Genomic DNA, 15302 nt, shown 5'->3' on the forward strand with positions numbered 1-15302 from the left:
GATTAGTAAGGGGATACACAGTGGAATGGGAGTTCCAATGTTTGAGTTTTTTAATATAACCCAAGAATTAAATAGCAAAAAAGTATTTATAAGAGATATTGATCAATGTTGGTATCATAAAGGGTTAGGTACTTTTTTGATAAGTAACATATTTGAATTAAAAGAATATATAGAAGAATTAATAGGGATCTCTAGGGCAACTAAAGTTGTCTTAGTTGGAAATTCTATGGGGGGGTACGCAAGTTTAGTAATAGGAAGGTTACTTAATCATCATGATGTGAGAGTAATTACATTTAATCCCCAAATATTTATAGGAATCGATAATTTTGAAGTATTCAAGGACTTGCGTTGGGAAAGTGAAATGAAAAAATTACCGTTTGTCAGCGACCCAGCACTGCTGAACCTAAATTATTTCTATAAACAAAATAAAAGTATTGGGGGAGAATATGAGATTCATTACTCTCACACTGACAGAAAGCATGCTGAGCTTATGAAAGATATAGATGGTGTTAAATTAATAAAATACAAATTGGATAGTGAAGTAGATGATCATGAACTCGTTAAGATATTAAGAAATGAGGAGAAACTACTTGGTATTTTGAACCAAGGATTAAAACGACAATGAAATCTTTATCATTAGTAATGATTGTTAAAAATGAATCAAAAGTTTTGTGTCGATGTTTAGCCAGTGTTTTAGGATTGGTTGATGAAATTATAATTGTTGATACAGGTTCCACTGATAATACTATCCAGATTGCCAGAGAACATAGTGCGAAAATTTTCTACTACGAATGGAACCGAGATTTTGCAGCGGCGCGAAATTACGCTCTGGATCAGTCCACAAGTGACTGGAACCTTGTACTTGATGCAGATGAATATATCTCAAATGATTGTTCCGCAGCAATCCGAGAATTTATTCAATCAGGGCCAGCAATCGGTAGAGTTAAGGTGAAGAATCAGTTTGAGAGTCAGGATGGAGTGAATACTGAAATAAGTTATATCTCAAGGTTATTTCCAAAGGGGTGTAAGTACTCCGGTAAGATACATGAACAAATACAATCTGATTTGAGTAGAGTCATCATTGACGTGGAAATTAGTCATGATGGTTATTTAAATCAAATTAAGAGTGATCGTAACATTCCTATTCTACTTGACTGCATCAAAGAACATCAGCAAGATGCTTACTTTCATTATCAGATTGCGAAGGAATACCGAGGGCTCCAGGAACATAATCAGGCTGTTGCTCACTTAAGACTAGCTTACCAGTTTATAGACCGAAGGAAAACTTATGCACCTCAAATCGTCATAAACTATCTTTACGCTACGATAGCTGCAGGGACCTTAGAGGAAGGGATTTCTGTTATAGAGGATAACTATGAATACTTAGAGGAAAGTGCTGATTTTTTCTTTGTTGCTGCCCTATTTATGCTTGAGCTTATCTTAAGTAATCCAGACGAATACAGTAGCAATTTAGCTTTAATAGAGCAATTTTATAAACGGGCTCTATCCATTGGAGAAGTTGAAGTTGAAGGTAAGGTTCAGGGGACTGGCAGTTATGCGGCACACCATAATTTGGGCGTCTATTATGAAGTCATAGGTCAGCACGATCAGGCCATGCAGCAATATAGTTCTGCAGCGGAATATAATTACGGTCCCTCTTTAAAAAGATTAGAGAATTTGCGAGAAAAATAATTTTGTGAGGAGAAAGGATACCCCCTTTCATACAACTAATTATATTTTCTCTCAAAAAACATTGAGATGAATAGGAGGGATTCAATGGGCGTTTCAGCTGCTATGATTGTAAAAGATTCTGAGCGTTGTATCGCACGCTGCCTCGATAGTATTGTAAACGCTGTTGATGAGATTGTAATAGTCGATACTGGATCGGAAGACGAGACAATTTCAATTATTAATGAATATATTCAGAAACATTCACATATTAAGTTGTACCATTTCAAATGGATTGATGACTTTGCAGCTGCACGGAACTATTCTTTGGAGCAGGTCACTCATGAATGGGTATTCGTAGTTGATTCGGATGATGTGCTGCCTAGTACGGAGCGAACTAAAATCCGTTCCTATATTCAGGGTCAGAAAGAGATTGGCCAAGAAGCGGTCTTCGATATTATTTATGATAACACTGTGGCCGGAGAAATAGTGGAAGTGATTCCTGTGGGGTATGTGAGGCTATTCCCGGCTCACTTAAGATACATGGATAGGATTCATGAACAGATATCCTATGGTGATATCCCTCGCTTATCAAGTGATATTCATCTACTACATGATGGTTATGATGTTAACATAGTTGATCTTAAGGCTAAGAAAAAGCGTAATATTGACTTACTGATTGCGAGCTTGCAAAGTAACCAGGGTAATGCTAGATTATGGCTGCATTTGGCTAGAGAAATGTCGGTTTTAGATCTCCCTAAGGCTTTGAGGTATTTGGACATTGCTGAGTCAAAGACTAACAATCCTGATCTGCTATTACTTATTAGGGATGAAAGGACAGCAATAAGCTCATTATAAATATCGTTTTGAGATCCTTTCTTCATTGCTCCTTTAATCTGATACAGCCAGTAATAGTTCTACCGTTCTTATAATTCGTCAATAATCTACAAAAAATACCAATAAAACATTTTCTTTACCAATTGACAATGGATAAGTCTGGATGGTATAGTCTGAATTGTGGGCTAAGGTCTTGGCCAGAGCTTCACTTCATTTGATGACGAAGGGAATGTTAGTGCATGCAAGGTAAAGTAAAATGGTTCAACGCAGAAAAAGGTTACGGTTTCATCGAGACTGAAGATGGCGGCGACGTATTCGTACACTTCTCCGCAATTCAATCCGAAGGCTTCAAAACTTTGGAAGAAGGTCAATCCGTAGAATTCGACATCGTCGAAGGCGCACGTGGACCTCAAGCCGCTAACGTAATCAAATTATAATCATCCGGACAATCCGACCTACATATATGGTTAGATGGTTACCAATTGAATTATCGCTAGCAATAGACTCCGGTTTTTCCGGGGTCTTTTTTTGTTTTTCTAATAGATTCATTTTAAGATATTACATAATAGATTGAGGAATGAGGAAAACGGTTAATTACTTCTTCAAGCGCCCTATATCAATATCATGTAAATAAAGAATTTCGCCTAAATATGATGAAATATCGCGAAATATGGCGTTACGCGTAGGTGGGCAGATGTGGCTTGAACAGATGTCATGATTCGGTCACCGGGAGTTTTTACATGGCGCTTACATTCGTGTTATAATGAAGTGGCAAAGGAAAAGGAGGAGTGCCCTATGAATTTAAGTATTCGAGGTCAACAAATCGAGGTTACCGATGCTTTGAAAGATTATGTCGACAAAAAGTTGAGTAGACTCGAGAAGTATTTCGATGCACCCCTTAACTCTGACGGTGCTGTTACATTGAGCACGACGAGAGGCTTGCATACGGTTGAGGTGACGATCCCTTTGAAAGGCATTGTGCTCCGCGCCGAGGATGAGAGCGACGATATGTACGCTTCCATTGATGCTGTGGTGGACAAGTTGGAACGTCAGATCCGTAAACACAAAACGAAAGTTAACCGGAAGTTCCGCCAGGAAGGCAGCTTGAAAACACTCTTCGTTGAAGATCCGACAGGTACAGTAGCTACTGCTGAACTGGATGTGGATACAGAGGACGATGATTTTGAAGTGGTACGGACGAAACGGTTTATGTTGAAGCCGATGGACGTGGAAGAGGCAATCCTCCAAATGAACATGGTCGGCCACAATTTCTTCGTATTCTCTAACATTGAGAATGAAGAGGTCAGCGTTGTGTACAAACGGAACGATGGGAAATATGGTTTAATCGAGCAAGGTTAATCACCTATGTACGATGACTCTGAATTACCCATTAAAGGTTAAAATGAGTACTTACGAAAAATGGACTACAGGAGGACACTTTAGTATCCTGTATGATTAAAATGAACAAACTAACAAGAGCCTCAGTCCCATACGGGATGGGGCTCTTTTCTGCATGGACGCAGCCGGGAAAATTTGTGCAAGCAAGTTTATGAAACTATTTCCCATGCAGACGCGTCTAATAGAGAGTAGGAAGAAGGATCACTGCCCACCTAAAAGATGAACTTTTACTCTTAATGTGTAAATAGTGGAGTTTTATGATAGACTCAGTAAACTGAGAAAAGGTTCCAATTTTACCATGAACATTTCCTTGGACTCACCATATGATCTGAAAATATAACAGCGAAAAGAAAGGCTTCCGCTAACGGCTATGATTTTTTGCACTTAAACGTGTACGAAGAGGCTCCAGAAGTTCTAAGAAGTATGCCTCGGCGTGTTGCGGCGACCCTTACAAACTGTTACAATTTATGCAAGAGAATCATTGTCCTGATGAGGAATTGTCAACGAATGATCGCTAATCATAATCAATGACAGGCACAGCACCATGAACATGATTCGTAAGGTTTGGATTTGCCCTTATTATGCAAGGAGCGAGTCCGTGAATATCGAATCAGCTTCATGAGTAATCCTGGCCAAGCCTGGAGTTGATTCATCCATATTAATGTTTTATATCGTTTGTCACCCCCGGGCAAGTGGATGCACATATCCATCCGATGGTGTCGCATGGCGGCAGCAGGGGGTCTATTCTGTTTTGCACGAAAGGGGTATACCATGCTAGGACTTGTCAAAAAGATCTTCGGCGACATGAACGAACGTGATGTTAAACGTCTGATGAAGACGGTCGATGTGATCAATAAACTGGAACCACAATTTCAGGCATTGTCTGATGAGCAACTGAAATCCAAAACCGAGGAGTTCCGTGCCCGTATTGAAAAAGGGGAAACAACGGATGAGCTTCTGCCGGAAGCATTCGCAACGGTACGTGAAGCATCCCGCCGGGTTCTGGGCAAACGTCACTATGACGTACAGATGCTGGGTGGTATTGCTCTGCATGAGGGCCGCATCTCCGAGATGAAAACGGGTGAAGGTAAAACCCTCGTGGGAACTCTCCCGGTTTACCTGAATGCATTGATGTCCAAAGGGGTACACGTCGTTACCGTCAATGACTATTTGGCACAGCGCGACAGCCAGGAAATGGGACAGATCTACGAATTCCTGGGCATGACGGTAGGGGTTAACCTGAGCGGCATGGACCATGCGCTGAAACAGCATGCATATGCTTGTGATATTACGTACGGAACGAACAATGAATTTGGATTTGACTATTTGCGTGACAACATGGTGCTCTACAAAGAGCAGATGGTACAACGTCCGCTGTTCTTCTGTATCATTGACGAAGTGGATTCCATCCTGGTCGATGAGGCGCGTACGCCTCTGATCATTTCCGGACAAGCTCAGAAGTCGACGGATATGTACTATGCTGCAGACCGTTTCGTGAAACGACTGACACCGGAAGAAGACTTTACAGTAGATATCAAAGTGAAATCCGTAGCCTTGACTGAAGGCGGTGTGGCTAAGGCTGAGAAAGCATTTGGCATTGAGAACTTGTATGATCACGCCAATGTCACGCTTAACCATCACATCGTACAGGCGCTGAAAGCGAACGTAATCATGCGTCGTGACGTCGACTACGTAGTCAGCGAAGAAGAAGTCATGATCGTCGACGAGTTTACAGGCCGTCTGATGGCAGGACGTCGTTACAGCGATGGTTTGCACCAAGCGATTGAAGCGAAGGAAGGCATCGAGGTACAGAACGAGAGTATGACGCTCGCTACAATTACGTTCCAGAACTATTTCCGGATGTACCGCAAGCTTGCGGGGATGACGGGTACAGCGAAAACCGAGGAAGAAGAATTTAAGAAAATCTACGGCCTCGAAGTATTGCAGATTCCTACCAACCGTCCGAACAAACGGAATGACATGGCAGATGTTGTATACAAGAGCATCGATGGCAAGTTTAAAGCTGTAGTTGAAGAGATCGTAGAACGCCACAGCAAAAACCAGCCGGTTCTGGTCGGTACAGTATCGATCGAGAACTCTGAGCGTCTTTCCGACATGCTGAAACGCCGTGGTGTGAAACACCAGGTGCTGAATGCCAAGTACCATGCGGAAGAAGCAGAAATTATCTCTGGAGCTGGTCAAGCTGGTGCGGTTACGATCGCAACCAACATGGCTGGCCGGGGTACAGATATTATTTTGGGTGAAGGCGTAGCTGAAGTCGGCGGTCTTCATATCATCGGTACAGAGCGTCACGAATCACGCCGGATCGATAACCAGCTGCGTGGACGCGCAGGACGTCAGGGTGACCCGGGATCTACACAGTTCTATCTGTCCCTTGGTGATGAGCTGATGAGACGCTTCGGTGCAGACAACGTACTGAACATGATGGAGCGTCTTGGCTTTGAAGAGGACCAACCGATTGAGAGCCGCATGATCACTCGTGCAGTTGAGTCCGCACAGAAACGTGTTGAAGGAAACAACTTTGACGTACGTAAAGTCGTTCTTCAATATGATGACGTCATGAATCAACAGCGTGAAATTATTTATAAACAGCGCCGCGAGGTGCTTGAATCGGAAAATATCAAACAGATCGTTATGGATATGATCAAGCCTTCCATTGAACGTATTGTTGAAGCGCACTGCAGTGACGACATTCCAGAGAACTGGGAACTGCAGGAAGTAGCGGACTATATGAACAGCAAATTGCTGGATGATGGTTCGATTACCAAAGACGATCTGTGGGGCAAGGAAGCCGAAGAGATCATCGAGTACCTGTTTGATAAAGTGCAGAAAAAGTACAATGCACGTGAAGAGCGTATCGGTGAAGAAATGGTTCGTGAATTCGAGAAAGTTGTTGTGCTTCGTGCAGTCGACAGCAAATGGATGGATCACATTGATGCAATGGATCAACTGCGTCAAGGTATCCACCTTCGTGCATACGGCGGTACAGATCCACTGCGTGAGTACCAATTTGAAGGCTTCGAAATGTTCCATCAGATGATTGCTTCGATTCAGGAAGAAGTGGCAACTTATGTGATGAGAGCTCAAATCGAGAGCAATCAGGAGCGTCAGGCGGTAGTGGAAGAGAGCCAGATCTCGACTAGCGGAGAACCTGCTGAGAAGCGTCCGGTAAAAGTCTCCGACCAAATCGGCCGCAACGATCCTTGTCCATGCGGCAGCGGCAAAAAGTATAAACACTGCCACGGCCAAGAATAGTTAAACGATATTCTCTTACACCCTATAGAATACATGAACGGCTCCTTGCGGCCGGGCATTTCAATTGATCAAATGAAGGATGCATAACCGGTGATTGGTGCATAGTTATAACTATGCAGCCATGATCCAGGTGAAGAGAATTGCCGCTATAATGGTAATCTGGACACCAAGGTGAAGCATCTGACACCCGATCTGGAGAAGTGCCCGGTTTGCGGGGAGCTTATCTTAATGAAAAGAGGAATTGCACATGATTGATCCAAGCGTGAAGCAGGACCTGCGTGAAATAGGCAAGAAACTAACAAACCTTAGGGGGTCTCTTTGACTTAGATCTCAAGCAGGAAATGATTGAGAACTTTGAAGAGAAGATGTCGGCTCCCGACTTCTGGGACGATAATGAAAAGGCGCAATCGGTTATCGCCGAGATGAATGCGGTGAAGGGATCGGTTGATCAATACGCCAAACTCCAGCAGGACTATGACGATGCCCTAATGATGGTTGAACTGGCCGATGAAGAAGGCGACGAAGATCTGGCCGCCGAGGTTGGCAGCAGCGTCACAGCGATTGTAAGCAAGCTTGAAGAGTTTGAGCTTCAGCTTCTGCTGAATCAACCGTATGATAAAATGAATGCCATTCTTGAGCTTCACCCGGGTGCGGGCGGTACCGAGTCACAGGACTGGGGACAAATGCTGCTCCGGATGTACACTCGCTGGGCCGAGAAACGCGGCTTCAAGGTAGAGGTGCTCGATTATCTGCCAGGTGATGAAGCCGGGATTAAAAGTGTTACGTTGTCCATCAAGGGACATAATGCTTATGGTTATTTAAAAGCGGAGAAGGGTGTTCATCGATTGGTGCGGATCTCTCCTTTTGACTCTTCGGGCCGCAGACATACATCCTTCGTATCCTGTGACGTTGTTCCAGAGATTGATGATACGGTGGAAGTGGACATCCGGACAGAGGATTTGAAGATCGATACGTATCGTGCGAGCGGTGCGGGTGGACAGCACATCAATACCACCGACTCTGCCGTACGGATCACACACATTCCTACCGGAGTCGTGGTAACGTGTCAGAACGAACGTTCACAGATCAAAAACCGTGAGCGCGCGATGACGATGCTTCGTTCCAAATTGTATGAGCGTAAAATTGAAGAGCAAAAACAACAGCTGGATGAAATCCGAGGCGATCAGTCGGATATTTCATGGGGAAGCCAGATTCGCTCCTATGTATTCCATCCCTATAGTATGGTAAAGGATCACCGTACGAGCGTAGAGACAGGAAATACAGGTGCAGTTATGGATGGCGACCTCGATGGATTCATCGACGGTTATTTGCGCAGCCAGATTAAAGTAGAAACCGATTAATCAAAGTTCCTGTATGGACCGGATACGTGTAGGCGTATGCTGGTGTATACAGGGGCTTTTTTTTGAGCCCAAATAGGGAAGAGAATTCAGCAACTTATCAGTCATATAAAAGGAGAGCGCGACAACCATGCAAGAGCATCAGCATTTCGTTCCAAACCGCAAAAAGAGGTTAGCCACCCTTATCCCTCTGAACGGACCCTGGAGAAACGTAGTGGATACGGCATCCATTATTATTGGTTCGTTTCTCATTGCGGTAGCCTTTAACTTATTTTTATTACCTAATCAGATCGCTTCAGGTGGAGTATCCGGGCTGTCTATTCTCGGAAAGGAATGGCTGGGGCTCGAGCCCGCATACACGCAGTGGGCCATCAATATTCCACTTCTCATCGCAGGGTTTCTGCTTATTGGTAAACAGTACGGGATCCGTTCAGTGCTCGGCAGTATTGTGCTGCCCCTATTTGTTTATCTGACGAAAGACTGGGCCATTCCGACGACGAATCCTTTGCTTGGATCTCTATATGGAGGTATTGGTGTGGGGCTCGGCATCGGCATTGTATACCGGGGAAGAGGTTCAACAGGTGGGATGAGTATCCTCGCCAGAATCGTACAGAAATACAGTGGACTCAGTTACTCTCTTTGCGTCGTAATCATGGATGCTACCGTTATCATTATGGCTGCGTTTGTATTGTCGTTGGAACAGTCACTTTATGCACTGATTGGATTATACGTTACCGGAAAAGTCATTGATGCTGTGGAGATGGGACTTGGCTACTCGAAGGTTGCTTATATTATTTCCAACAAGACGGAGCCGATCACTAAAGTCATTCTAGCCGATCTGGATCGTGGATTAACGAAGCTGGAGGCGAAGGGTGGCTACACGGACGACCAGCGTACCGTATTGATGGTCGTCGTTGGGCAAAATGAGGTGCCGAGACTGAAAGCACTGATCCGGTCCGTGGACCCGGGTGCTTTTGTTATTATCAGTAATGCGCACGAAGTGCTCGGCGAAGGCTTTAAGCGAGACGAGGCATAATTTCAGCGCCTATTAACGAGCGACATATAAAATAAAAAAGCAGGGATGTCCATTCCAGCCAACATGGCGGAGGATGTCCCTGCTTTTTCTTTTTTTAGGTTGTAACTATTTGGAGTAAACCTACATCATAACGGAGAGGACAGAATAAATCTGGAGAAGTGAAGCGCTCGCCTAAAAGCTTTCTAAAAGAAAGCTACTTCGGAAGCATAGGCTATCCCCGGATTTTTCCCTTTATATAAGGAATCTAAAAAATCTGGGGATAACAGCGATCGGAAGATTATTCTGTCAGCGGAGTTACAAAATTGGAGAAAGTAAGCGGGAGATCGCTTCTTTGAAACGAATCTTCAGGCTGCGCTTGTTGTACTCCTCCTGCGTCATCTCACGGGACACCTTAAGGTCATGCTCGAAGGTATCGACTAATGCCGTGGCGATGACCTCATCATACATAAAGGCATTCACCTCAAAGTTCAACCGGAAACTGCGGTAATCAATATTGGCGGTACCCACCGATGCGACCATGCTGTCAATAATGAGCGTTTTGGCATGGATAAAGCCGTTATCGTATATAAATACTTTTGCTCCGACTTTTAACAGCTCACCAATGTAAGACAGCGTAGCCCAATATACGAAGGCGTGATCCGGTTTGTTGGGAATCATAATGCGCACATCAATACCTGACAGGCACGCGAGACGTATGGCTTCGAATACACTGGCATCCGGGATAAAGTAAGGCGTCTGAATCATGATCGAATGTTTGGCTCCATTAATCATCTTTAGATAACTGTTCTTGATGTGCTCCGTCTCTGCATCCGGTCCGCTGGAGACAATCTGCATCGCCGTCGTTCCTGTACCCTCAATATGCGGGAAATGTTCAGGAACATAAGGGGTGTCATGCTGCTTGGATGCCTCGTTCCAATCGAGAAGGAAGCGCGTCTGAAGCGCATGAACGGCATTTCCCTGAATCCGCAGATGGGTATCACGCCAATAACCGAATTTGGAATTCAATCCGAGGTACTCATCACCCACATTAAATCCGCCGGTATAACCGAGGTTACCGTCAATGATGACGATTTTACGGTGGTTGCGGTAGTTCATGCGCAGGTTGATCAGGCTAAATTTCGATGGGAAAAAGACTTCCACCAAACCGCCTGCTTCGCGCAGTTCTTTGAAAAAGCGATTCGATACCCGCCGCGATCCAAGCGCGTCGTACAGCAGACGAACCTTGATGCCTTCCCGCGCTTTGCGGATCAGAGCATCCCGAATGCGTTTACCCAACCGGTCGCCCCGGTAAATGTAATATTGCACGTGAACATGATCCTGCGCGGCTTCAATATCATCGAGTAACCGTTGGAATTTGTCCGTTCCATCGGTGATGATCTCTACAGCATTGTCTTCCGTAAGGAGAGCGCCGTTCTGTTTCAGATTCATATAGATCATGTCCTGGCTGCTTTCGGTGGCTCTGTTGTTGAATGGCGTCCGATTATCATGCAGTTGTTCGAGCTGTGCGGCGATGCGTTCCTCCAGACCAAGCTTCTTTCTCTCTTTCCATTGGAACAGCCGGTAGCGGGTCAGATTCTGACCTGTTAGTAGATAAAGTACGAACCCAAGCACAGGAATAAAGTTCAGGACGAGCAGCCAAGCCCAGGATGCACTGGCATCCTTGCGTTCGAAGAACACGACTGCTGCAGCGAAGATAATATTCAGGCCCAGGAGTACCATAAGTAAAATGGATTCGATATGCACTGTAGTCCCCCATGTCTCGTAATGACCAACGTGAATCCATTCATAAACCCTTCCTCGTGTAGAATTTGTTATGAATAAGACCTTGGTATGTAATGTTTCCTATAAAACGTATTTTAGCAGAAGTATTCGGGTTCGTCCGCAGATATTGGAAAGATATGTTCGGATTTGATAAGAATCCATGTGAAATTGATGGTAGAGTGTTGTATTTATATAACTAGAGTCGTATAATAATACACAAATATGCATAGAAGCGACGGAATTACAGTGTGAGGGCCGTTTGAGGGCGTAAGCATCGTATAAGTATCGCATATAACAGGATTGGGGGAGCGAGAGTGAGTAACAAATTGAGAGTGGCAATTGTCGGTTCCACCGGCTACGGCGGGGTGGAGCTGATTCGTTTTTTTCAGAACCATCCACAGGTAGAAATCACTTCGGTGATCTCTTCATCCAGCAGCGGCGAGTCTATTGCAGACGGATTTCCGCATTTGACGGATGTGATTCGCAGGCCACTGGATGGCGTAGTTCCAGCTGAGATTGCAGAACGTGCAGATCTGGTATTCACAGCTACCCCATCCGGAGTAAGCGCGAAGCTCGTTCCAAGCCTGCTCGAAGCAGGGCTGAAGGTGATCGATCTCTCTGGGGACTTCAGATTGAAGGATGGAGCCGTATATGAACAGTGGTATAAACACCCGGCTCCGCCGAGTGATCTGCTGGAACAGGCTGTATACGGGATGGCCGAAGTGTACGGAGATGAAGTAAAAGGCAAAAATTTTATTTCCAACCCGGGCTGTTATCCTACAGCTACCCTTCTTGGACTTATTCCTGCAGTGGAAGCAGGCTGGATCGATCCATCTACGATTATCATTGATGCCAAATCCGGTGTATCCGGTGCTGGACGAGGAACGAGTCTGACAAATCATTATGCAGAGATGAACGAAAATTTCAAAGCCTATAAACTCAACAAGCACCAACATATACCTGAGATTGAGCAAGTGCTTGGCAATATTACCGGAAGTCCGGTAACGGTGACGTTTACGACGCACCTGGTGCCAATGACACGTGGGATCATGAGTACGATGTACGCAAGCCTGGTGGGAGATCATAGTGATCGGGATCTGGTGGACCTGTACCGCAAGTATTATGAGAATCGACCGTTTGTAAGGGTACGTGAACCAGGCATCTGGCCTTCGACCAAAGAAGTGCAAGGATCGAACTACTGTGATATCGGATTTGCAGTTGATCCAAGAACCGGACGTTTAACAATCATATCGGTCATCGACAACCTGGTGAAGGGTGCTTCCGGGCAAGCGATTCAAAATATGAACCTGATGATGGGATGGGAGGAAAACCTCGGGCTGAACATGACGCCGGTATATCCGTAAGGAAGGGGATCGGGAGAGCACGCTGCTGCACTTCCTGAACCATTCAGGAGACCATCGGATTCGGGATTAGCAAGCGGTTAATCGGCATGCAGCCGAACGCACACGGGGGATAACATATGGGAACAAATGTGAAGCAACAGGCTTATACCGTAGTGGAAAACGGAACGATTGTAACCCCGCGCGGGTTCGCTGCTGGCGGACTTCATTGCGGTTTGAAAAAAACATCACGCAACGATATCGGAGCGATCCGTTGTGAAGTGCCAGCCACGGCAGCAGCCGTGTATACGACGAACGTATTCCAGGCTGCGCCGCTGAAGGTAACTCGCGAGAGCTTGAGCAATGGACGCCTTCAGGCCGTTGTTGTTAACAGTGGTAATGCCAATGCTTGTACTGGCCAGCAGGGTGAAAAGGATGCATATGCGATGCGTTCGGCAGCAGCACGTGAACTTGGCGTAGCTGAAGAGGATGTTGCAGTGGCATCGACTGGTGTAATCGGTGAGTTGTTGAAGATGGACGCAGTACATTCGGGCATCAGCGCATTGCCGGCAAGCTTGGGGCAGGATGCCAATGAAGCGGAGCAATTCTCCCAAGCGATCCTGACAACGGATTTGGTGAAAAAGGAAGCCTGCGTATCTGTCGTTGTAAACGGCAAGAACGTTACGATTGCAGGTGCAGCCAAAGGATCTGGCATGATTCATCCCAACATGGCGACGATGCTCGCATTTATGACGAGTGATGCGGTTATTGGCGCAGAAGCACTGCAAAGTTTGCTGCGTCAGGCGACCAACCATACATTTAACATGATCACCGTAGATGGAGATACGAGCACAAACGACATGCTGGTTGCAATGTCCAGTGGGATGGCGGGGAACGAAGAATTGTCCACGGATCATCCGGACTGGGACGCTTTTGCTGCAGGATTCACTTATGTGTGTGAAGTGCTGGCCAAAGCAATTGCACGTGATGGTGAAGGAGCAACCAAGCTGGTTGAGGTGCAGGTTACGGGTGGAGTGAGTGATGAATCGGCACAGGCGATTGCCAAAACGGTTATCGGCTCCAGCCTGGTGAAATCAGCGATGTTCGGTGCGGACGCAAACTGGGGACGGATTATTGCAGCCGTAGGGCGTGCAGGACAGCCGGTTAACCCGGACACCGTGGATATCCGTTTGGGAGATATCTCGGTACTTGAGCAGTCCCGTCCAGTTGTATTTAACGAAGAAGCGGCGCTGGCCTATTTGCAAACCGATACGGTTCGCATTGTGGTGGATCTGCACCACGGCGAAGGAGAGGCTACAGCATGGGGCTGTGACCTGACATACGATTACGTTCGAATCAATGCGGCATACCGCACTTAATACGCTTTTCATTTTATAAAAAATATAACTACATTTACATGTTAACGGAGAGTGCGGAACCAATCTGTAGAAGCGAAGCGTTCGCCTTTGTCTCTGGGTTTCCCCTATTAGAGGGATTCGGAAAAACCTGGAGACAACAGCGATCGAAAGATGGTTCAGTAATCGGAGTGGTCAAGTGTAACGGTCTATAGTCATTTTAAGAAAATCGAAAGGAGTGACCCTCATGAATTCAACATTGCAAAATGAGAGTGCCGGAGTGGAAAAAGGTGCAGAGAAGCAGACGTTTGTTATGAAATGCGGAGGCAGTACGCTCGCGGCTTTGCCAGAATCCTTTTTTGCGGATTTGCGTGACTTGCAGTCCCAGGGAACTCAGCCCGTCATCGTGCATGGTGGAGGTCCGGCAATATCAGAGAATCTGGCGAAGCTGGGCATTGAAACCGAGTTCGTGAATGGACTCCGCAAAACGACCGAACCCGTGCTGGATGTCGTGGAGATGGTGCTGGCCGGGAGTATCAACAAACAGATCGTACGCCTGATCCAGCGCGTCGGAGGACATGCGTTGGGCTTGTCCGGCGTAGACGGTGGTCTGATCCAAGCCAAACCTGTGGCGAATCATGCAGAGATCGGCTGGGTTGGAGACGTAACGGGAGTTCAAGCAGGAATCATTCAAGGCATTGTGAACATGGGGTATATGCCAGTGATTGCGCCGGTGGGCGTGGATGAAAACGGACAACGGTATAATATCAATGCAGATACAGCTGCAGGTGCGGTAGCTTCCCACCTCGGTGTAAGCCGGATGATCGTTGTGACGGATGTACCTGGAATTATGAAGACCGTTAACGGGGAGAAAAAAGTACTGCCATCGGTCTCCGTACAAGAGATCGAGGACATGATTCAAACCGGAGAAATCTACGGCGGCATGATCCCTAAGGTGCGCGCAGCGATTGCATGCATTCATGGCAAGGTACGCGAGGTTATTATCGTGGACGGAAGCGAGCCACAAATTCTGAGCCGCGTGCTGAAGGGCGAAACGATCGGAACCCGAATTATCCGCATGCAATAAGGGGAATTTCAAAACAGATAGATTAATATTATGTACGGATTTATATAAGTTGAATAACAACGTTACACAAGAACGTAGAGTGCAGAACCAATCTGGAGAAGCAGCGCGCTCGCGTTTATACCCGGATGTTAACCTCTAAAAAAGTAGATCAAAAAAATCCGGGGATAACAGCGATCGGAAGATGGT

12 protein-coding genes are annotated in these 15302 nt (G+C 45.9%); 11 read left to right on the forward strand and 1 reads right to left on the reverse strand.

Annotated elements, in window-relative coordinates:
- From AC3WQ3_RS24720 to AC3WQ3_RS24755, 8 genes are all read left to right on the forward strand, one after another.
- Positions 1 to 625 (forward strand): lipase family protein (locus AC3WQ3_RS24720; protein WP_492473967.1); only part of this gene is annotated, 625 nt, incomplete at its 5' end.
- The gene (locus AC3WQ3_RS24725) at positions 622 to 1692 is read left to right on the forward strand and encodes a glycosyltransferase family 2 protein (RefSeq protein ID WP_492473968.1); all 1071 of its coding nucleotides are present in this window, start codon (positions 622 to 624) and stop codon (positions 1690 to 1692) included. The genes AC3WQ3_RS24720 and AC3WQ3_RS24725, both read left to right, overlap by 4 nt.
- Before the next feature lie 84 nt (positions 1693 to 1776).
- A complete protein-coding gene (locus tag AC3WQ3_RS24730) occupies positions 1777 to 2526 on the forward strand; it encodes a glycosyltransferase family 2 protein (protein ID WP_492473969.1) in 750 nt (249 codons plus the stop codon).
- A gap of 218 nt (positions 2527 to 2744) precedes the next feature.
- Positions 2745 to 2942, forward strand: coding sequence for a cold shock domain-containing protein (locus AC3WQ3_RS24735; RefSeq protein ID WP_024631599.1), 198 nt, complete (start codon positions 2745 to 2747; stop codon positions 2940 to 2942).
- Between the two features lie 358 nt (positions 2943 to 3300).
- The gene (gene hpf / locus AC3WQ3_RS24740; protein ID WP_095359917.1) at positions 3301 to 3864 is read left to right on the forward strand and encodes a ribosome hibernation-promoting factor, HPF/YfiA family; all 564 of its coding nucleotides are present in this window, start codon (positions 3301 to 3303) and stop codon (positions 3862 to 3864) included.
- Between the two features lie 810 nt (positions 3865 to 4674).
- Positions 4675 to 7179, forward strand: coding sequence for a preprotein translocase subunit SecA (gene secA, locus AC3WQ3_RS24745; RefSeq protein WP_110758653.1), 2505 nt, complete (start codon positions 4675 to 4677; stop codon positions 7177 to 7179).
- A 247-nt stretch (positions 7180 to 7426) separates the two neighbouring features.
- A protein-coding gene (gene prfB / locus AC3WQ3_RS24750; protein WP_492473970.1) for a peptide chain release factor 2 occupies positions 7427 to 8540 on the forward strand; the annotation gives its coding sequence in 2 pieces (ribosomal slippage) (positions 7427 to 7498 and positions 7500 to 8540; 1113 coding nt in all).
- Positions 8541 to 8667: 127 nt separating this feature from the next.
- A complete protein-coding gene (locus tag AC3WQ3_RS24755) occupies positions 8668 to 9573 on the forward strand; it encodes a YitT family protein (protein WP_367076582.1) in 906 nt (301 codons plus the stop codon).
- A 294-nt stretch (positions 9574 to 9867) separates the two neighbouring features.
- Here the strand turns inward: AC3WQ3_RS24755 and cls are convergent, their stop codons facing one another.
- Positions 9868 to 11316, reverse strand: a complete 1449-nt coding sequence (gene cls / locus AC3WQ3_RS24760; RefSeq protein WP_127541012.1) for a cardiolipin synthase — start codon at positions 11314 to 11316, stop codon at positions 9868 to 9870.
- Positions 11317 to 11648: 332 nt separating this feature from the next.
- On the opposite strand from cls, the gene argC reads away from it, so the two are divergent.
- The 3 genes from argC to argB all read left to right on the forward strand — a co-directional run bounded on the left by argC (position 11649) and on the right by argB (position 15116).
- Positions 11649 to 12698 carry an N-acetyl-gamma-glutamyl-phosphate reductase gene (gene argC / locus AC3WQ3_RS24765; protein ID WP_492473971.1) on the forward strand — a complete coding sequence of 350 codons (1050 nt, stop codon included), beginning with the start codon at positions 11649 to 11651 and terminating at the stop codon, positions 12696 to 12698.
- Positions 12699 to 12814: 116 nt separating this feature from the next.
- Positions 12815 to 14053, forward strand: a complete 1239-nt coding sequence (argJ, locus tag AC3WQ3_RS24770; protein WP_492473972.1) for a bifunctional glutamate N-acetyltransferase/amino-acid acetyltransferase ArgJ — start codon at positions 12815 to 12817, stop codon at positions 14051 to 14053.
- A 223-nt stretch (positions 14054 to 14276) separates the two neighbouring features.
- Positions 14277 to 15116 carry an acetylglutamate kinase gene (gene argB / locus AC3WQ3_RS24775; RefSeq protein WP_492473973.1) on the forward strand — a complete coding sequence of 280 codons (840 nt, stop codon included), beginning with the start codon at positions 14277 to 14279 and terminating at the stop codon, positions 15114 to 15116.
- The last annotated feature ends 186 nt before the right edge of the window (positions 15117 to 15302 follow it).

This window comes from Paenibacillus sp. FW104-T2 (assembly GCF_058789975.1).

Coding starts and splice junctions, on each gene's coding strand:
- argJ (WP_492473972.1), top strand. CDS start 12,815: ATGGGAACAAATGTGAAGCAACAGGCTTATACCGTAGTGGAAAACGGA.
- AC3WQ3_RS24730 (WP_492473969.1), top strand. CDS start 1,777: ATGGGCGTTTCAGCTGCTATGATTGTAAAAGATTCTGAGCGTTGTATC.
- hpf (WP_095359917.1), top strand. CDS start 3,301: ATGAATTTAAGTATTCGAGGTCAACAAATCGAGGTTACCGATGCTTTG.
- argB (WP_492473973.1), top strand. CDS start 14,277: ATGAATTCAACATTGCAAAATGAGAGTGCCGGAGTGGAAAAAGGTGCA.
- AC3WQ3_RS24725 (WP_492473968.1), top strand. CDS start 622: ATGAAATCTTTATCATTAGTAATGATTGTTAAAAATGAATCAAAAGTT.
- secA (WP_110758653.1), top strand. CDS start 4,675: ATGCTAGGACTTGTCAAAAAGATCTTCGGCGACATGAACGAACGTGAT.
- AC3WQ3_RS24755 (WP_367076582.1), top strand. CDS start 8,668: ATGCAAGAGCATCAGCATTTCGTTCCAAACCGCAAAAAGAGGTTAGCC.
- AC3WQ3_RS24735 (WP_024631599.1), top strand. CDS start 2,745: ATGCAAGGTAAAGTAAAATGGTTCAACGCAGAAAAAGGTTACGGTTTC.